Annotated in this window: 17 protein-coding genes; 4 read left to right on the top strand and 13 right to left on the bottom strand. The window is 30.8% G+C overall.

What is annotated here, in order from left to right:
- Nucleotides 1-13: 13 nt before the first annotated feature.
- Nucleotides 14-2,854, bottom strand: coding sequence for a carboxypeptidase-like regulatory domain-containing protein (locus D1817_02690; GenBank protein ID AXT18812.1), 2,841 nt, complete (start codon nt 2,852-2,854; stop codon nt 14-16).
- Between the two features lie 182 nt (nt 2,855-3,036).
- On the opposite strand from D1817_02690, the gene D1817_02685 reads away from it, so the two are divergent.
- Nucleotides 3,037-4,089: an endonuclease/exonuclease/phosphatase family protein gene (locus D1817_02685; GenBank protein ID AXT21210.1), complete on the top strand. Its 1,053-nt coding sequence runs from the start codon at nt 3,037-3,039 to the stop codon at nt 4,087-4,089.
- 31 nt (nt 4,090-4,120) lie between these two features.
- Here the strand turns inward: D1817_02685 and D1817_02680 are convergent, their stop codons facing one another.
- From D1817_02680 to uvrC, 9 genes are all read right to left on the bottom strand, one after another.
- A complete protein-coding gene (locus D1817_02680; protein AXT18811.1) occupies nt 4,121-4,558 on the bottom strand; it encodes a hypothetical protein in 438 nt (145 codons plus the stop codon).
- A gap of 76 nt (nt 4,559-4,634) precedes the next feature.
- Nucleotides 4,635-6,281, bottom strand: a complete 1,647-nt coding sequence (locus D1817_02675; GenBank protein ID AXT18810.1) for a glucose-6-phosphate isomerase — start codon at nt 6,279-6,281, stop codon at nt 4,635-4,637.
- A gap of 3 nt (nt 6,282-6,284) precedes the next feature.
- On the bottom strand, nt 6,285-7,619 hold the full coding sequence (locus tag D1817_02670) for a M23 family peptidase (GenBank protein ID AXT18809.1): 1,335 nt from the start codon (nt 7,617-7,619) through the stop codon (nt 6,285-6,287).
- Complete coding sequence (locus tag D1817_02665) at nt 7,577-8,509, bottom strand: tryptophan 2,3-dioxygenase (protein AXT18808.1); 933 nt, start codon at nt 8,507-8,509, stop codon at nt 7,577-7,579. The genes D1817_02670 and D1817_02665 overlap by 43 nt, the downstream gene beginning before the upstream one ends.
- 7 nt (nt 8,510-8,516) lie before the next feature.
- Nucleotides 8,517-9,302, bottom strand: a complete 786-nt coding sequence (locus D1817_02660) for a DUF3108 domain-containing protein (protein ID AXT18807.1) — start codon at nt 9,300-9,302, stop codon at nt 8,517-8,519.
- Nucleotides 9,303-9,413: 111 nt separating this feature from the next.
- Entirely contained in the window at nt 9,414-10,574 is a 1,161-nt protein-coding gene (hppD, locus tag D1817_02655) for a 4-hydroxyphenylpyruvate dioxygenase (GenBank protein AXT18806.1), read from the bottom strand.
- A gap of 114 nt (nt 10,575-10,688) precedes the next feature.
- Entirely contained in the window at nt 10,689-11,849 is a 1,161-nt protein-coding gene (locus tag D1817_02650; protein AXT18805.1) for a homogentisate 1,2-dioxygenase, read from the bottom strand.
- 207 nt (nt 11,850-12,056) lie between these two features.
- Nucleotides 12,057-14,279, bottom strand: coding sequence for a patatin (locus tag D1817_02645; GenBank protein AXT18804.1), 2,223 nt, complete (start codon nt 14,277-14,279; stop codon nt 12,057-12,059).
- A 23-nt stretch (nt 14,280-14,302) separates the two neighbouring features.
- Complete coding sequence (gene uvrC, locus D1817_02640) at nt 14,303-16,096, bottom strand: excinuclease ABC subunit UvrC (GenBank protein ID AXT18803.1); 1,794 nt, start codon at nt 16,094-16,096, stop codon at nt 14,303-14,305.
- 88 nt (nt 16,097-16,184) lie between these two features.
- Between uvrC and D1817_02635 the strand changes: the two genes are divergently transcribed.
- The 3 genes from D1817_02635 to D1817_02625 are packed head-to-tail and all read left to right on the top strand — an operon-like array spanning nt 16,185 to nt 18,593.
- On the top strand, nt 16,185-17,060 hold the full coding sequence (locus tag D1817_02635) for a 30S ribosomal protein S6--L-glutamate ligase (GenBank protein AXT18802.1): 876 nt from the start codon (nt 16,185-16,187) through the stop codon (nt 17,058-17,060).
- The gene (locus tag D1817_02630) at nt 17,060-18,043 is read left to right on the top strand and encodes a succinylglutamate desuccinylase (GenBank protein AXT18801.1); all 984 of its coding nucleotides are present in this window, start codon (nt 17,060-17,062) and stop codon (nt 18,041-18,043) included. The genes D1817_02635 and D1817_02630 overlap by 1 nt, the downstream gene beginning before the upstream one ends.
- Complete coding sequence (locus D1817_02625) at nt 18,030-18,593, top strand: 5-formyltetrahydrofolate cyclo-ligase (protein ID AXT18800.1); 564 nt, start codon at nt 18,030-18,032, stop codon at nt 18,591-18,593. Before D1817_02630 ends, D1817_02625 begins: the two co-directional genes overlap by 14 nt.
- Here D1817_02625 and D1817_02620 read toward each other — a convergent pair.
- The 3 genes from D1817_02620 to D1817_02610 form a co-directional block, all read right to left on the bottom strand.
- The gene (locus D1817_02620) at nt 18,590-19,234 is read right to left on the bottom strand and encodes a lipoprotein signal peptidase (GenBank protein AXT18799.1); all 645 of its coding nucleotides are present in this window, start codon (nt 19,232-19,234) and stop codon (nt 18,590-18,592) included. The two genes, D1817_02625 and D1817_02620, sit on opposite strands and share 4 nt — an antisense overlap.
- Before the next feature lie 37 nt (nt 19,235-19,271).
- On the bottom strand, nt 19,272-19,832 hold the full coding sequence (locus tag D1817_02615; protein ID AXT18798.1) for a hypothetical protein: 561 nt from the start codon (nt 19,830-19,832) through the stop codon (nt 19,272-19,274).
- Between the two features lie 144 nt (nt 19,833-19,976).
- A complete protein-coding gene (locus D1817_02610; protein ID AXT18797.1) occupies nt 19,977-20,357 on the bottom strand; it encodes a TraR/DksA family transcriptional regulator in 381 nt (126 codons plus the stop codon).
- Nucleotides 20,358-20,359 lie beyond the last annotated feature (2 nt).

Genomic DNA, 20,359 nt, shown 5'->3' with positions numbered 1-20,359 from the left:
ATTAATTGCATTATTAAAATCTTAGATATACATTGATATAATAGGTCGTTCCATTTCCAAAAAAGTAGCGGTTGCCAAAAATTGGACCATTAATACGCGATTGATCTTCTTGTAATCGAGTGTAATTTGCTAACCTAGATTGTTCAAAGCCACCTGTTCTATATTCTTCATTTAAAACATTATTAATCGTTGCGAAGAATCCAATAAAATAATTTCCTAATCGCCACGATTTCCCTCCCGTTATATTTACTAACATGTATTCGTTAAGCTCTTCCTGTTTTAAAAGGTTCTTAGCTATATCTTCATCAAAATTATTAATCGGTAATCCGTCAAAATCTAAAATAAAGTTTTGAGATCTAGCTAAAGCACTAGGGTCTATATAAGCATTTGAAAAATAATTGGTAGTAACACCTATATTCCAAAAATCTGGATCACGATATTCAAATCCTAATTGATATGCACGCTCGGGGCCACCAGCTACATGCAAGTTCTTTAAATTAGTTTTACCATCTCCAAAACGCAATTCTCCTTTGAAATCATCACTTGTCAAATATAGATTAGGATTATTGTTATATATATTTTGCCCAAAGGCTGCAACTGCTTTTAGTTTAATTGTTGGTGTTATTTGCGATTCAACACCTAGTTCTAAACCAACATTTTGCCGTTCAATATTAGTCAAAACTTCTTGAACAAAAGCATCACCTTGAATTCCTAATCCTGCTAAATCTTCAGTAAAAAAGAATGAAACATCTGTACCATCTTTAAATTCCACATAATATCCTGTTAATCGAGCTTTAATGGTTGGTGACCTGAAAAGATAACTTGTATCAAATGATTGTATTTTTTCACTTACCAGCCCAGTAACAATATTATTATTCTGCCTCGCATTACTAAATGAATTCCGAATAATAGGTGCTTTAGTAACATATCCACCATTGAAGTTAAGTACATGTTGTCCAGATAGCTTATATGTAACTCCCGTTTTAACACCAAAATCAAAAAAGTTAAGTTTCTCACTTTTACCAAAAGATGTATTGCCTGGGAAATTCCCATTTTCAAATAATCCATTTCTTTGGTAATCAGTTTGAGACATACTCATTCCTAAATAAAAATCTATTTTATTATATTTAAACTGTGCTTGTATGAACACATTTAAAACATTAGCATCAATTTTATAATTATATTTATAGCGATCACCTTTTGTGACAATTCTATTTCGATTTCGCAAATCACTTTGTGCTATATCTCCTAGCGTTATATTGATATCATCCTCAACAAAATTATCAACATCTAAATACCCTGTGCTTCCCAAAAGATCTTTTACATTCGCAAAATTTTCACTTTTTAATTTTCTGTAATTTACTGATGCATTTAATATGACTTGATCTGTTAATTTAGAGTTCAAAATAGAATTAACAGATAATTGTATATCATCATTTCTATCTTCCTGAATTATGAATGTAGCATTATTACCTGCTTTAGATTGTATTGTGTTTGATCTATATAACGTTTCAAAATCAAACTGCCCATCATTAATTAATTGTTGTTCGGCTAAAAATGCATTTTGAAAATCTAGAGGAGATGGATTTGAATCTTGCAAGAAAAAACTCGGTAGGTTTTGATAATAAGATGGATTTGGGTTTCTTGCTCCTCCAAAAAACGCTTCATCCCCGTTTTGATCTGTAAATAACTGGGCTCCTCCACTATCTACTCTAGTGTTTCCTATTTTCCCAAATTGATAACTTATATTTGTATTTAATGTTGTTTTTGAAGATGTTTCCCAAAAATGGCTCAGCATAAAAATAGGCTCTTCAATTTCTCTAACACGAGTATTTCTAACTTCACCGTCTTGTATTCCCCAAAAAGGATTATAATCTCTCCCTTTTAATTCAAATAATTCATCAGTTAATGCTGTCGAACGTCCTCTTCTATTTTTAGCATAAATTCCTAGAAAATTTAGACTATGTTTATTATTAATTTGTTTTTCTACACTAGCAAAAAATGAGTTAGCATCATACAATGTTCCTTCAATAAAACCTTGTTCTCCAAAACGTCGTGATATTAAAACTGAATACGCCCAGCCTTTTTTTAATATCCCTGAATTATAACTCGCCATTAATCTTCCTTGGTATGATCTGTTTGCACCAGCAGAAGAAAAACGTCCGCCTTTACGATATTTAGTAGCTCGCATTATAATATTTGTAGTTCCAGCTATATCACCAAAATTATACTCATTTGCAGAAAAACCCATTGTAAACTCTTGATTACGCAACACATCATTTAACCCTCCCCAATTGCTCCATTGAGGCCTTCCATTAAACTGTTTATTCATTTCGACACCATTAATAAGTATTTTTCCATTAGCATTATCTAATCCTCTAGGTCTAAAAAATGTCGTACTGAAATCGAAAGCTGCTGCATTTAAAAATACATCTCTTGACGATTGCAAAAGACCAGAAATGTTGTCTATAAATCCATCTTCTGAGTTGAGTTCATCATCAGAAAGTGTTAGAATAAATGAATTTGATTGATCACTTAAATCATATTCTAAAGTTATATCTGTAAGATTTATTGTTCTACCTTTATTAACAACAATAGGGTATCGTTTTGTTACATATCCTTCTTTAGATATTTTTAAAATTTGCTCTCCTAATGGAATGCCATATAAAAAAACAAACTCTCCAAAAACATTTGTTTGAATTGAAAAATATGTGTTCTCAATAATAACTGTTGCTTCTGAAATTGGTTTATGGGATGAAGCATCTTTAATACTCCCTTTTATAAGGGGTCTTTGTGCAGAAATTGAAAATGTAGAAACTAATCCAAGTAAAAAAACAACTATATGTCTTTTCATTTTCTAATTGATGTTGGTTAGTGCTTAAAAACAACTATTATCCTAGTACTTCATCTTTTAATTTATTTTTAAAAATTAATTCGTAAAGCACTAATTATTAGCTATTAAGTAATGCAAGTTATATTATTTATAGAATAATTCCTACTTTTATGTAAAATTTAATGAATTTTATTACACACTATATGAGATATTTAACCTTAATATTCATTCTTTTATTTTTAAATATTTCTATTGCAAACACTCAAAACAATAAAAAGTTTAGAGTACATACTATTGCTTTTTATAATGTTGAAAATTTATTTGACACCATAAACGATCCACTTAAGTTTGATGAATCTAGCCCTATAATGGAATTAAAAAACAATCGAGCTAATGTATATTCAAAAAAAATTAATAATATATCTCGTGTTATCTCTGAAATTGGAAGCAATATTTCTAAAAATAGCCCTGTAATTATTGGTTTAGCAGAAATTGAAAACCGAATTGTTTTAGAAGATTTAGCGAATAATTTTTATTTGATTAAAAAAAATTATGGAATTGTTCATTTTGATTCACCAGATATAAGAGGCATAGACGTTGCTTTACTTTACCAAAAGCTATTATTCACTCCAACACATATAAGTAAATACGAATTAAAAATCTATGAAGAAAATACTAAAAACCGAATCTATACGAGAGATCAATTACTTGTTTCTGGTAAGCTAGAAAACGAGTTAATACATATACTTATTAATCATTGGCCATCTCGACGAGGGGGAGAGGAAAGAAGCAAACCGAAACGAATAGCTGCAGCAAAACTCAATAAAAGAATTATTGACTCTCTTCAATCTATAAATCCTTATGCTAAAATTTTTATCATGGGTGATTTAAATGACAATCCAACTAATACAAGCGTCAAAGACATTTTAAAAACTAAATCTGACAAAAAGAATGTTCCTTTTAAAGGCATCTATAATCCAATGGAGAGGTTTTCAAAAAAAGGAATTGGATCTAATGCATTTCGAGACAGTTGGAGTTTATTTGATCAGATAATGATCACAAAACCTTTACTCGAAAAAGATTATTCATCATTCAGGTATTATAGAGCTGGAATTTTTAATGCAAATTATTTAATTAACTCAAAAGGACGTTTTAAAGGTTATCCTTTTCGAAGCTTTGCAGATGGTAGTTTTACTAATGGATATAGTGATCACTTTCCTGTTTATATTTATTTAATAAAAGAAGTTAAAAACTAAAAAAGCAACTCAATTGAGTTGCTTTTTTATATTAATTAAACCAGTTGGTCCAAGGTATTCTTGATAAAAACAAGAGTAATGCTATTGTATAAAATATAGCTATCATTTTAAACTTACTTGCCGAAGTTAATTTCTTTTTATGTTTAGAGTAACCTATCGTAATTAATGCGATCGCTATTATATTAATTAGCGGGTGTTCTATTAATAAAAGGCGTATTGCAGAGTTTTTCATTACTCCACCCATTCCAAGTTCTCCAAAAGCACTTAACAATGGTGATGTAACATATAGTATAAGTGCAATTAAGAGTTGTATGTGTGTAACTATTAGTGTAAACAATGCTAATCGAAAATCTTTAGCCCCGTATTCTTTTCCGCCAGATACTTTTATTAAGCTATTTACAGCAGTAATAACTAATATTAAAAGAACAAGGTACGCCCAGTATGAATGTAGGTTTTTTACAATTTCCATAAGCTTATAGTGTTTAGTTTTAGTAAAACAAATGTACTAATTAATTCAATATTAATAGTAAGATCATTCTCTATGCTTAAGAGAAATCTTTAAAGTGTTTAATACTGTTTAAAGTAGAAGTATTATGAGGTTTTGCTGAAGGTACATCTTCAAATTCTTGAAGAATATTACAAGCTAGTTGCTTTCCAAGTTCAACACCAAACTGATCAAAACTAAAGATATTCCAAATAACTCCTTGCACAAAAATTTTGTGCTCATATAAAGCGATTAATTTTCCTAAACTTTCTGGGGTTAGTTTTTTAATAAATATAGTATTTGTTGGTTTGTTTCCTTCAAAAACTTTAAAAGGAAGTAGTTTCTTAATATCTAGTTTTGAGACATCTCTTAATTCCAACTCTGTTAAAACCTCAGCTTCTGTTTTTCCATTTAATAAAGCTTCTGTCTGAGCTAAAAAATTTGAAATTAATTTATTTTGATGTTCTTGATTATTATGAAGTGATTTAGCAAATCCAATAAAATCTGCTGGCACTAATTTTGTCCCTTGATGTATTAATTGAAAAAATGCATGTTGAGAATTTGTTCCTGTTTCTCCCCACATTAAAGCTCCTGTTTGATAATCTATTAGATTTCCATTTCTATCCATACGCTTACCATTACTCTCCATCGAAGTTTGTTGCAAATAGGTTACAAACTGATTTAAGTATTGAGAATAGGGTATTACAACTTCACTTTCTGCATTAAAAAAATTGTTATACCAAACTCCTAAAAGCCCTAATATAACTGGTATATTATTACTAAAAGGGGTTTCTTTAAAATGTATATCCATTTTATGAGCTCCTTCTAATAAACTCTCGAAATGATCATATCCAACCGATAAACTAATAGATAATCCTACTGCACTCCAGAGCGAAAAACGCCCTCCCACCCAGTCCCACATTGGGAAAATGGCATTTTCGTTTATTCCAAACGCCTTTACTTTTTCAATATTAGTTGAGACTGCTACAAAGTGTTTTGCAATAGCATCAGCATTTGTTAATTTTAAAAACCAACTTCGCAGGGTATTAGCATTAGATAGAGTTTCTTGAGTTGTAAACGATTTAGAAACAACTATAAAAAGCGTGGTTTCCGGGTCCAGTTTCTGAATTATTTCACTAACGTGATCTCCATCTACATTACTTACAAAATATGTTGTTAGATGATTTTTATAATACTGAAGTGCATCAACTACCATTGCCGGTCCTAGATCTGAGCCTCCAACACCAATATTAACTATGGTTTTAAATGGTTTCCCTGTATATCCTTTTCTCTCTCCATTTATAATCTCTTCAGAAAAAGTTTTTACTTTCTCTTTTACAGCAGATATTTCAGGAATTATATTTGCACCATCTACATATACTTTAGAAATTTTAGGGGCTCTAAGTGCGGTATGTAAAACTGCTCTATCTTCAGTTTCATTAATTTTTGCACCAGAAAAGTAACTCTCAATTGCATCTTTGAGTTTGACTTCTTCAATTAATCCTAATAAATATTGAAGTGTCTCATCGGTAATTCTGTTTTTTGAAACATCTACATAAAAATCTTCCCACTGTATTGTGAATTTATTTGCTCTTTCAGTATCCTGAGCAAATAAATCTTTCATATGAACATCTTTTACAGAAGAGTAGTGTTCTTGAAGTTTTTTCCAAGCCTTGGTTTGGGTTGGATTTATTTTGGGAAGGCTCATAACTTAATTGTCTATTTTCGTAATTAAGTTCTCATTTAGTTGTTGCTCTAATATATCGTTTTCAGTAACGTCTTTAAATTTAACATTATCTAATTGCTCTTTTATAGGCTTAATGAATTCTAGGTATTTGAGTTTTAAATCTTCTGCAATAGGTTCTGCTTCTGGTAATTCTTCTTTAAATGGATCGACTTGCCTGCCATTTTTCCAAAAACGGTAACACACATGATTTCCTGCTGAACTCCCTGTATTTCCTACATAACCAATTACATCACCTTGCTTTACAAATTGTCCAACTTTAGCAGCTCTTCTAGACATATGAAGGTACTGTGTTTCATAAGTGGCATTATGCCTAATTTTAACATATTTACCATTTCCTCTTGTATAACTAGATTTAGTAACTCTTCCGTTAGCTGTTGCTAGAATTGGTGTGCCATTTGGTGCAGCAAAGTCAGTGCCTCTATGTGCTTTAACACGATATCCGTAATGTGCTATACGCCTTCTTAAGTTATATCGAGAAGAGATACGACTAAATTTAAGAGGTGCTTTTAAAAATGCACGTCTTAAGTTTTTTGCATCTTCGTCAAAATAATCAACAATTCCTGTAATAGTATCAGCTTCAAAACCAAAAGCGTAAAATGACTCTTTATTATGTTCAAAATACGCAGCTTTAACATCATGAACACCTGCGTAAACACTATCGTTTATATATTTATCTATATAAATCACTTTAAAACGGTCACCTGGTTGTAAACGATTAAAATCTATGGTCCAAGCATAAATATTATCCGCCATTTTATTGGTTAACACTTGGCTTAATCCTAATTTACCTAATGTTATTGAAATCCCATCGCCTTTTGCAATAATACCTGACGCTGTTTTTTCGACATACTTAATTGGTTTTCGCTCGTTATACGCATGGATAGAATCTTTAAAGTTTATTACTACATATTCTTCCTTATTTTTTTGATAAATAAAGCTCTGCGGTTCTTGCAATGAATCTTTTGAACATAACAAGGTATAGGGCTTTCCTACTTGAAGTTTACGAATATCGAAACTGTCTTTTGCTTTTTCAACTATGTTGTAGATTTTTGGATAACCAATTCTGTTACGTTCCATTATAACTCCAAAGGTATCTCCTCTTTTTACAGTATCTCTAACTACTGTATAGTCATTTAAATTAAAGCCAAATTCATAAATATCTTTTGGGGGTTCAACAATTGCTACTTCATCAATCACTTCTTCAACTTGTGATTCTTTTCCGCAACTAGCAAAAGTTATTATAACTAATAAAGTTATTATAAATTTTCTCCCCAATGTTGTAATTCTTGTTCTGTCCATAAGTCTGGAAAAAATATTCTTTTTTGATATTTTGGATGCATATACTTCACCCATTCACTACCCCCTGTAGCTTCAGCTGTTTTACCGCCAATATTTAAATAATGATTAGCAGTATTATAATGTGCCATTACCCATTTTATGTTAACTGTATGGTCGTAATGACGCATCGCCGTTACTAAAGTTTTATCTTCTCTAACTTCTTTTGGTAAGGTTTTAAACTTTGTCCAAAGGTTATGAGTATTATAAAATTTCGTAAATCTAATAAATTCCTCTTTGTATTTCTCTTCAAAAGCCATTAATAAATAACTTTTTTCTCCAGTTTTATAATCTTTACCTGCTGCTTGCCAATATAAATGGTCAAAAGCGTGTTCGTAAGGTGTATTTCTGTCTATGGTTTCTCTAAAGCGATTGTCAATTAAATTAATGAGTTCTGTTGATGCGAATTCAATCTTTCGATATTGTGCGCTTTGAAAACCACTAGCTGGCGTTAATGTTTTTCTAAATTTATTATACTGCTCTACATCCATCCCATCTTTCATAATGTTGAAAGATGACGTTAGCATATCAAAATAACGGCTAATTCGCATTAGTTTTGTTGAAAAGAACGCTGCATCAACTAATTCTTTTGTAGCTATCTGATCAATTTCCCAAAGAATCATTTTAAACAATAGCTCATTGACTTGATGGTACATAATAAACACCATTTCGTCAGGCAATGTTGTACGTTGTATTTGAAGGCTTAACAAAGCATCGGTATGTATATAATCCCAGTAATTAATAGGATTACTATGTAATAGTCCTTCTAAGTGTGTTTCGGTATCTTGATTAATCTTATCATACTTATCATCAAGTGCGTTAAGAATAGAATCAAAGTTTTGTTGGTTCGACATATTGTATTTAATCAAATTGTATTTCAAACGGATGTTTAAGTCCTTTGAATTCTGCTAAATCTGCTCTTAGAGAGCCTACTGCTAAATCTGCTTTTAATCGTAAAGGTATCTTATTATTATCTGCACTCACCCAAAGAGTTAAGCTTTCTTCTTCTTTAAATACACGCCCTGCCAATACTAAAGGTCTAAACATTAAGCATTTTACTTTCCCAAACTTTGTTCTCAAGGTTTCTCTTCCTAAAAACCGAAGCTTAAAATTATAATTTTCAGAATCAAAAAACATATTAAGAGATACTTCATCTCCTATTCTAATATTTTCGGTATTATAATTATTTCTTAAATAATAAAATGCAGAAACCATATCTTGTACATTAGGTTTCGTATCTTCAACAGTCTTTTTTTGATACTTAAGATTGTTTACATAAGCTTTCTGTTTTTCTTGATCAAAGTCTATTACAATATCTTTTGTATGCCCTCCTTCATTTATTTTTCGAATAAATTTATATGGCAAACCTGAATCTTTATCAAAATAGCTTTCGTATAAATCTTCTACTTTAAAAAACCAGCTTACTGCTCCTGTTGTCCACCCGTTACCAACTATATGATATACTGGTTTTCCATCCAATACATAATCCTTGACTTCTAAAGTAGCATTTCCTGCTTTTAAGAACCCGCTATAACTCATTTTAAACTTAAACCATTCGCCAGTTTTAAACGCACTCTGCTCTTGTTTTTGGGCTACCAGAAATTGAGATGCAAAAAGCAATGTTATTATAAATAGTATTTTTCTCATTGTATTAGTAATATAATTTTATAAAACGCAATTACTATTCCAAAAGTATTAAATACCATAAACTTATCGAAGGTAAAAACTGTTGTTTTTATGTTAACCTATTAAACTTTATTAAAGAGTTCCTCTTTTGGCCTGTTCTCTCTCTATAGATTCAAACAGTGCTTTAAAATTACCTGCTCCAAATCCTTTTGCTCCCATACGTTGGATGATTTCAAAAAATAAAGTTGGTCGATCTTCTACAGGTTTTGTGAAAATTTGCAACAAATAACCTTCTTCATCTGCGTCAACTAAAATGGATAGCTTTTGAAGCTCTTTAATATCTTCTTTCATCATATCTTTGTGTGCTCCTAAACGTCCGGGAATACTATCATAATAATCTTGTGGTGGCGGTGGCAAAAATTCAACCCCTCTTGCTTTAAGTTGAGCTACTGTTTTTATAATATCATCTGTAGCAACTGCTAAATGCTGAACACCTGGGCCTTCATAAAAATCTAAATATTCTTCTATTTGAGAACGTTTAGCTGCTTCTGCAGGCTCATTTATAGGAAATTTAATTCGCCCATTACCATTACTCATTACTTTACTCATCAATGCAGAGTATTCTGTATGGATTTGCTTGTCATCAAAAGATAGAAAATTAACAAAGCCCATTACTTTTTCGTACCAATTTACCCATTGATTCATCTCTCCCCAACCTACATTACCTACCATATGATCTATATACTTTAGTCCTACAGGTTCTGGATTATAATCAGATTCCCATTTTTGATATCCTGGTAAAAAGATTCCATTATAGTTTTTACGTTCAATGAACATATGTACCGTTTCTCCGTAAGTATAAATACCTGCTTTTACGACCTCTCCTTGTTCATCCTTTTCTACAACTGGTTCTAGATATGATTTGGCACCTCGCTTAGTAGTTTCTTCATATGCTTTTCTGGCATCTTCTACCCAAAGTGCAACAACTTTTACTCCATCTCCATGTTTTACAATATGATCGTTTATAGGTGATTTACTTGTTAATGGTGTAGTTAGTACTAATCTAATCTTATCTTGTTTTAAGACATAGCTCGCTCTGTCTTTTATTCCTGTCTCTAAACCTGAATAGGCCAAAGATTGAAAACCGAATGCTGTTTTGTAAAAATGCGCTGCTTGTTTGGCATTACCGACATAAAACTCGACATAATCTGTTCCTAAAAGTGGAAGGAAATCTTCTGCTCCTTCAAATATTTTTTCTAAACCGTAGTTTACTGATTCTATATTTTTGCTCATTGTATTTTGTTTTTAGCCTTGATTAAGGCATTTGTTAAAGTTTTATATTTCTACTTTCTCTGAATTATAATAAAAGAGAGGGGATGAAAGCGGAAAATAACTTTTAATTATTTTTTAGTGTTCTACCCAAGATTTATAGTAATCATCATCTGCTATTTGCATAGCGGCTTCTGTTACCATAAGTGGTTTAAATGTATCAACCATAACTGCTAATTCTTCAGTTTTAGTTTGTCCTATACTTTTTTCTGTTGTTCCAGGGTGTGGACCATGTGGTATGCCAGCTGGATGTAAAGATATATGTCCAGCATCAATATCGTTGCGACTCATAAAGTCTCCATCCACATAGTAAATTACCTCATCACTATCAATATTACTGTGATTATAAGGTGCTGGAATACTTAGTGGGTGATAATCATACAAACGAGGCACAAAACTACATACTACAAAAGCATCTGTTTCAAAAGTTTGATGCACTGGTGGTGGTTGATGTATGCGACCAGTAATAGGCTCAAAATCATGAATAGAGAATGCATATGGATAATTATATCCATCATATCCTATTACATCAAACGGATGCGTCGCATAAACCATATCAATGATCTCATCTTTCTTTTTAACTTTTATTAAAAAATCTCCTGTTTTATTATGAGTTTCTAATTCATAAGGACGGCGAATATCTCGCTCGCAAAATGGAGAATTTTCCATAAGCTGTCCAAACCAATTGCGATAACGTTTAGGTGTATATATAGGGCGTTGAGACTCTACAATAAAAAGTCGATTATCTTCTGTATCGAAATCAATTTTATAAATAACACCTCTTGGTATCAATAGATAATCTCCATATTTAAAATCAAGATTCCCTAAATGTGTTCTCAACTTACCTGTACCGCGATGAACAAAAATTAACTCGTCTGCATCTGTATTCTTATAAAAATAATCTTTAGTGGATGCTTTTGGCGCTGCCAAAATAATATGGCAATCACTGTTAGTGAGTACTATGGTTCTACTTTCTAAATAATCATTTTTTGGTGACACCTGAAATCCATGAAAACGATACGATTGTATATTATTTTCGTTTGCAATTTTTGGAGCAACAGTATATTGTTTATTTATAGATTTTACTTGCGTTGGGCGTTGCTCATGGTAGCTTATGGTTGACATCCCATCAAAACCTATAGTACCAAATACTTGTTCTGAATACAAGCTACCGTCTGGTTTTTTAAACTGAGTATGTCGTTTATGTGGAATTTCTCCTAATTTATGATAAAATGGCATTGTGTTTTAGTTTTTACTGTTTAAACGTTGATTAATTAAATCGATTATTGTTTAACTGTTTTAAAAAAACATAAAAATGCCTGCTTATTCAGGATTTCTCTTGATAAGATAATGAAGGTATATTAATAAATCTGACCAAAATGGTTTCATAAGATTCATTTAATACAAATATCGTGAAAAATTTCGATTTATTTAAATTGATGTTTTTTAAAACCAATACCCTACAGCAAAAAACAATTCGCTTCGCTTAGTCTCTGGAGACCATGTAAATTTAAATTCTACTGGACCAATAAGAGTTTCAATACCATAGCCTAAGGCATAACCACTAAAATCCGGCACAGAAAACCACTCTCCAGTACTAAAAAGATCATCTTCTACATTAGCATAATTAGCAGCAACATTTACATGATGTTTATTAAAGATTTCATAGTCGATATTAATAAGTCCCTTTACAAAGCTATTACCATTTAAAGACAGAAAATCATAACCATAAAATGATGTGAAATTATTAATGAAGTTATTACCATAGCCTCCTAATATAAAACTTAACGATCTGTTAGAGTCTTCTCCAACTCTAAAACCACCTTCAGAACCTACTGTTACTGCTAATTTACTGCCAAAACTCTTTACATAAGCAATATTAGCTTTTGCAATAGAAAATTGTGAAAAATTGTTATTGAAATCTGAAGATGCCAAATACAAATGAAAATCGCCATCAAATAAAAAACCTTCTTTAGGAAAGAATTTATCATCTAAAGTATCAAATTTTAAATTCCCAAAAACACTCACAAAATCGCTATTTTCAAAAGTCGTTTCAGTAATATTTGGATCTGGATTATTTAAAAAAGTTTCAGATGTGATTTTTAATCGTTTATGCTCAGCTCCTAATTTTAAGGAAAAATCTTTTCTAAATAATGTTTGCAAGTATATTTGATTGGTTTGATCACTTAAATCTATATTTAATTGATTTATTCCTGGAGCAAGAATGTTATCAGAAAACAAATCGATATTTACGCCCTTATCAAACTCATTATACCTAGATTTTAAACCAATGCTCCAATAAAACCCTTTATCAATATAATATTCAAAATCATACCTTAAATTATCTCCAAAAACAAGATCTAAGGTAGCTACATCATTATTAAATAACAATCTATTTTTAGTAACATTTACCAGAGCTCCGCTTTTATATAAATCATCAAAATGGGCCCCTAATTTTAAAAACGTGGTAAACTTACTTTCCCTTAATTTTATATTAAGCTTAAAGCCATTTCCATCAGGTTTAAAATCGTATAAAAAACTTTCAAAATTATCTGTAGCAACAATATTACTTACTCCTTTTTCAAAATCATTGTAACTTATTTTTTCTCCTGATTTAATTTTGAGTTTTCCTAAAATATAAGAACGCGTATAGTTTTTATTACCAGCTATAGTAATGTTATTTATTTTAATACTATCTGGGTGTTTAATGTAAGTTGGTGGTATATAATTATGATTTGTTTTCTGTAAGTTTTTTAATTGTTCGATTGATTTGTTTGCAGCTAACCTTCCTTTCTCAATAATTTCTTTTCCATCTCCAAAAGATACAACTGTAAAATCTGTAATATCAGGTCTGATATAAATATCTGTGAGTTTAGATTTTTTTTTCATAGCACTGGTCGTTCTATAATTATTAATTTGTAATAAAATATCTGGGCCAGTTTTTAAATCATTTCTATTCGCTAAGTCATCTTGCACATCTATACCAATAATTACATCCATTCCTTTAGCTTTAAGCTCTTCTATAGGGTAATTATTTGCAACACCTCCATCAATAAGCACCATATCATCAATAATAATTGGCTGATAGAGGGATGGAAATGCACTACTCGCAGAAATTGATTCTGCCAAAATACCTTTATCCAAAATTACTTGTACTCCTGTCTCTACATTAGTTGCAATACAAAAAAATGGAATTGGCAATTTCTCATAATCATTAATTTCGTTAACGTGAAAAGTTAATTTGGTAAATAAATCAAATATATTTTGTCCTTTAGAAATACCACTAGGTAGTTGTATTTTAAACTTATCAAATGGAAGTGTAATTGCATGCCTCTCAGAATTATCTCGCTCATAAAATGTTTTTGAAGCTCTAGGTACTTCATCATTTACAACCTCATTAAATGTAAGTCTTGAAAAAATAGAGTCTAACTGTTTTCCTGAATATCCAGAGGCATATAATGCCCCAACAACAGCTCCCATGCTTGTCCCAGAGATATAATCAATTTTAATTCCTAAGCTATCAATTACTTTTAAAACTCCTATATGTGCAAATCCTTTTGCTCCACCTCCGCTTAACACTAAGCCTATCTTAATATCATCATTACTTTGCTTTTGCGCAAATAACACGCAAGTATAGCATAATGATAATAGTATTAATAGTTTTTTCATTTGATATGTTAGCCGAATTCTATTTAAGTTTTATTATAATAGTTATATATTTTTTGTGCTCTAGAAAAACCTACTACATCTTCTAACTCATCTAGTTTTGCATAAGATACGCGTTTAACAGATTTAAAATGTTTCAACAAATCTACTATTGTTTTTTCTCCAATTCCTGGAATCGTTTCTAACTCTGTATTCAATGCACTTTTACTTCGTCTATTACGATGATGCTCTATCCCAAAACGATGTGCTTCGTTACGAAGCTGCTGTACAATTTTTAAAGTTTCACTTTTTTTATCCAAATATAACGGAATTGGGTCTTCTGGGTAAAATAATTCTTCTAAACGTTTTGCAATTCCAACAATTGCAATTTTCCCTCTTAAATTAAGAGCATCTAGGCTTTTTAAAGCTGATGATAGTTGCCCTTTTCCTCCATCTATAACAATTAATTGTGGTAATGATTTCTCTTCATCTAGCAAGCGTTTATAACGCCTAAAAACAACTTCTTCCATCGACGCAAAATCATCGGGGCCTTCTACAGTTTTAATATTAAAATGGCGATAATCCTTTTTACTGGGTTTTCCATTCTTAAAAACTACACATGCCGCTACCGGATTAGTTCCTTGTATATTTGAGTTATCAAAACACTCAATATGTCTAGGTTCTTCATTTAATCGTAAATCAGATTTCATCTGAGTCATAATACGTTTTACATGTCTATCTGGATCTGTTATTTTTACTTGTTTTAAACGCTCTAATCGATAGTATTTTGCATTTCTAATAGATAAACCTAAAATATGCTTTTTATCTCCTAGCTTAGGAATCGTTATTTTTAAATTATCTCCTAAATTAACTATAAATGGCACATAAATTTCTTTGGATCTAGAATTGAAACGTTGTCGTATTTCAGTTATTGCAAGTTCAAGCAATTCCTTATCCGTTTCTTCTAATTTTTTTCTAATCTCTAATGTATGAGAACGAATAATAGATCCATACGATAATTGTAAAAAATTTATGTAAGCATAGCTTTCATCACTAACAATAGAAAATACATCTACATTACTAATCTTAGGATTTACAATGGTAGATTTTGCTTGATAATTTTCTAAAATTTCTATTTTTTCTTTTACTTTTTGAGCTTCTTCAAATCGCATTTCTTCGGCTAACCATTTCATTTGATTTTTAAACTGAAGTAAAGAATCTTTAAAATTTCCTTTTAAAATAGCCTTTATAGCTTTTATATTTTCGTCATAAGATTGTTCTGTTTCTAGATTCTCACATGCTCCTTTACAATTCCCCAAATGATATTCTAAACACACCTTATATTTTTTAGAAGTTACTTTTTCATTAGACAAATCATAATTACATGTCCGTAATGCATACAGCCCTCTAATTAAATCAAGTAACGTATGTACAGTTTTTACACTAGTATAAGGGCCAAAATACTCTGAACCATCTTTAATAAATCGACGTGTTTGAAACACTCTTGGAAAGCGTTCTTTTTTAATACAAATCCATGGGTATGACTTATCGTCTTTAAGTAATACATTATATCGTGGTTGATACTTTTTAATAAGGTTATTCTCTAATAACAATGCATCTGTTTCAGTGTCAACAACAATGTGCTTTATAAGTGCTATTTTTTTTACAAGAACCCTAGTTTTACCATTTTCATGTGTTTTTGTAAAATATGAGCTTACACGTTTCTTTAAATTCTTTGCTTTTCCAACATAAATAATAGTATTATTTGCATCAAAATACTGATATACCCCTGGCGAATTTGGCAAGGTTTTTAGTTGAATATCTAAAGGTGTTTCGTTCATTAAACCAAAGGTAGATTAAATCTTAGTATTGTAAAAATCGTATCCCTTTTTTAGTATCTTGCAAGAGTAATTTTCTCTATTAAGTGATATGAACATTGTTATTCTCTCTCGTAACGAGAACTTATATTCTACAAGACGACTCATCGAAGAAGGAGAAAATCGCGGCCATAATATTGAGGTCATTGATCCGCTTAAATGTGATTTAATTATTGAGAAAGAAAAGCCTACCATTTTTTATAAAGGGCGTTACTTAAACGATATTGATGCTATTATACCAAGAATAGGTGCTTCCGTTACCTTTTATGGCTGTGCTGTAGTAAGACAATTTGAAATGATGAATGTATTTACCATTGCTACATCTGAAGCTATTATAAGGTCGCGTGATAAACTAAGGAGTTTACAGCGATTAACTAAAGCTGGGGTTGGTATGCCAAAAACAGTATTTACAAATTACTCTCGAGATGTAGAGCAAGCTATTGCCCAAGTAGGTGGAACTCCAGTAATTATAAAGTTATTAGAAGGCACACAAGGTTTAGGTGTAGTATTAGCAGAAACTAAAAATGCTGCAGAATCTGTTCTGGAAGCATTTAATGGATTACAAGCTCGAGTAGTTGTACAAGAATATATTGATGAAGCTAAAGGTTCTGATTTGAGAGCTTTAATTGTTGACGGACAAGTTGTAGGTGCAATGAAACGGCAAGCTAGAGAAGGAGAGTTTCGTTCTAACTTACATCGTGGTGGTACAGCAGATTATGTACGATTAAGCGAGTCTGAATTAAAACTTGCCATAAAAGCAGCTAGAGCACTAAAATTACCTGTTTGTGGTGTAGACATGCTGCAATCTGAAAGAGGTCCATTAATTTTAGAAGTAAATTCTACACCAGGATTAGAGGGTATTGAAACTGCTACTGATAAAAATATAGCACGTAGTATTATCACATTTATAGAAAGAAACAGAAATTAATGACAAGCCCAAAAACAGATATACTTCATATACTTGGAGAAACGATTGCTCTTGGCGAACGTCGTGAAATCAACTTTAATGTTGCCAAATTACACACTCAAACAATGGTTGACGTTCCGGTAATTATAGAGCGTTCTAAAAAATCAGGGCCAATTGTTCTATTTACTGCAGGAATTCATGGTGATGAAGTAAATGGTGTCGAAATTGTAAGACAAATTATAGCTAAAGGAATTAACAAACCCAAAAAAGGAACTATTATTTGTATACCAGTAATTAATATGCTGGGGTTTTTAAATATGTCTCGAGAGTTTCCTGATGGACGTGATTTAAATCGTGTCTTCCCTGGAAGTAAAAAAGGTTCTTTGGCTAGTCAAGTAGCTTATAAATTAATTAACGAAATCATACCTCAAGTAGATTTAATTATAGATTATCATACAGGTAGTGCCGATAGATTTAATGCAGCTCATATTAGAATTATAAAAGAAGAACCTGTACTTAAGGAGTTAGCCACTACTTTTGGAGCGCCATTTGTATTATATTCTAAAAACTTAAATAAATCATTTAGAAGTACGTGTTATAAACTGGGGATTCCTATGCTTTTATTCGAAGGTGGTAAATCTTTTAATTTTGATGATACCGTTACAAATACAGGAGTTAATGGGGCAAAACGTGTATTACATCATTTAGAAATGCTCAGCACAAAATTTAAAATATCAAAGCCCAAAAAAGAGTGTACGTTTATTTCTGAAAGCCGTTGGATTCGTGCAAGACATTCAGGTATGTTTCGTGCTACAGCAAAATTAAATACTTTAGTTGAAAAAAATGAAGTGATTGGGCATATTACAGATCCTTTCGGAAAATTTCACTATTATGTAAAAGCTGGAAATTCAGGGTATATTTTTAATATAAACGAAGCTCCAATAGTACATCAAGGAGATGCTCTTTTTCATATATCAACCCAAATTGCTAATGATAAAAACTAAACTTCGAGATAAATATAAAGCCCTACGAAAGGATTTCAATAACGATAACATTGAAGATTTAAGCTTATCAATTGCAAATCAATTATTGCAGCTTCCTATTTGGGAATTCTCGTTTTACCATATCTTCTTAAGTATTGAAGCTCATAAAGAAATTAATACCGATTATATTCTAAACATTCTTTCTGGAAAAGATAAAAACATAGTGATTTCTAAAAGCAATTTTAAAACCAATACACTTACTAACTATCTTTTAACAGATAACACTATAATTAAAATAAATAGCTGGGGTATTCCAGAACCAAAGGATGGGATAGAAATTAATGATGATAAAATAGAAGTTGTTTTTATACCTTTACTCGCTTTTGACATTAGTGGAAATCGTGTTGGCTATGGGAAAGGATTTTATGACAATTTTTTAAATTCCTGTAAATCAAAAACTCTTAAAATAGGGCTATCTTTTTTTGAAGCAGAATCTAAAATTGATGGTATTCAAGTTAATGATGTGGCTTTGGATTATTGTGTAACTCCAAAAAAGGTATATAGATTTTAAATTGTTTCAACATCAATTTTCTTTTCTTTTGGAAACGCTTTCCTATTAAATACTAGTAACATTCCAACACCAGTACTAATAGCCATATCTGCTATATTAAATACAGGTTCAAAAAAAGTAAATGCTTTTCCTCCCCAAAATGGCATCCATTCAGGAAATACACCACTCCACATCGGAAAATGCAACATATCTACAACATTGCCAAATAACAATCCGTCATAACCCCCCTCTTCTGGTAAAAATGATGCTATTTGCCCAAAACTGTCGTCAAACAAAACACCATAAAATACAGAATCTATTATATTCCCTAGAGCTCCAGAAAAAATTAAAGCGATCGCAACAACAAGAATTTTTGGAGCATTATTTTTAACAGATTTAAGTAACCAATATCCTATCCCTATAATAGCAATCAATCTAAATACAGTTAAAATTACTTTTGCAGTTCTATCAGAAATAAAAGATGTAAAATCACTTAGTTTTGCCCCCCAAGCCATACCATCATTTTCGACAAATAATATCTGAAACCAACTAAAAACACGTACATCTTCTCCTAATTGAAAATGTGTTTTAATATAAATTTTAGAAGCTTGGTCTACTAATAAAACCAAAATAATAATGATAGATGCTTTTTTTAATGACATATATTATCTTAATAATAAGTGAGCGAAAATAATCATATTATTCTGTTTTTACTACAGCTATGTCTCCGTTGATAGAATTCAGTTTTAACAAATAATCTCCATTATCTAACACACTTGTAGTTATAATCCCGTTTTTAGTATATGCACTAATTTTAGCATTATTAGTGTTTACTTTTATATAACCACTAATAGTATTAATAATTGCATCTCCTTTAAATTCATCAAGTATACAATTACCATTAATTAGTTCTACTTCAATAATAGTAAATTGTCCTAAAGCTTTTACCGTAGCGATATCGCTTTTTACATAAAGCATTAAATTCCTAGGAATAATAATATCTAGTGTGGTTGCTATTATTTTATGAGCGCTTAATTTATCATTAGCACTCACAAATAAAGGTTGCAATTTACTTGATATAAATAATGTTTTATTTTCACTACGTGTACTTAAAATAATATCACTACTTAACTCTCCTTCAGATTTCATTTTTATAGAAATAGCATCTGTTTTATCTGTGACAATATTTATTTTAAAAACAGAGTTACCATCAATTTGTATAGTTTCAATTCCTTGTCCTGAAATTGATTTTTCAATCATTTTTTGAGCTTGTAATTGAATTGTGTAAATTAAAACTAGTATGTAAACAAGTTGTTTCAGTTTGTTTTATATTTTAAAATAAAAACGTCCCAATAACAAAATTGAGACGCTTTTTATATTGTGACAAATAATTGTAATTAATATTTATTGCATATTTTTTGCTTCGATACTTAAAGTTGCATGAGGCACTAATTTTAAACGCTCTTTATTTATTAATTTCCCTGTTACACGACAAACACCATAAGTTTTATTCTCGATACGAATTAGTGCGTTTTTTAAATCACGAATAAATTTTTCTTGACGAATTGCTAACTGCGAATTAGACTCTTTACTCATAACTGCACTACCTTCGTCAAATGCTTTAAATGTAGGAGACGTATCTTCAGTACCATTATTATGATCGTTCATATAAGCACTCTTAATAAGATCTAAATCATGTTGTGCTTTCTCTATCTTTTCTAATATTAACTCTTTAAACTCTGCTAAATTCGCATCAGAATATCTGTTTTTAGATTCCATTGCCATAG

The sequence above is a fragment of the Flavobacteriaceae bacterium genome, assembly GCA_003443635.1.
GTDB lineage: Bacteria > Bacteroidota > Bacteroidia > Flavobacteriales > Flavobacteriaceae > AU392.
The sequence above is the reverse complement of the archived record's forward strand: the minus strand, read 5'-3'. Positions and strand labels throughout refer to the sequence as shown.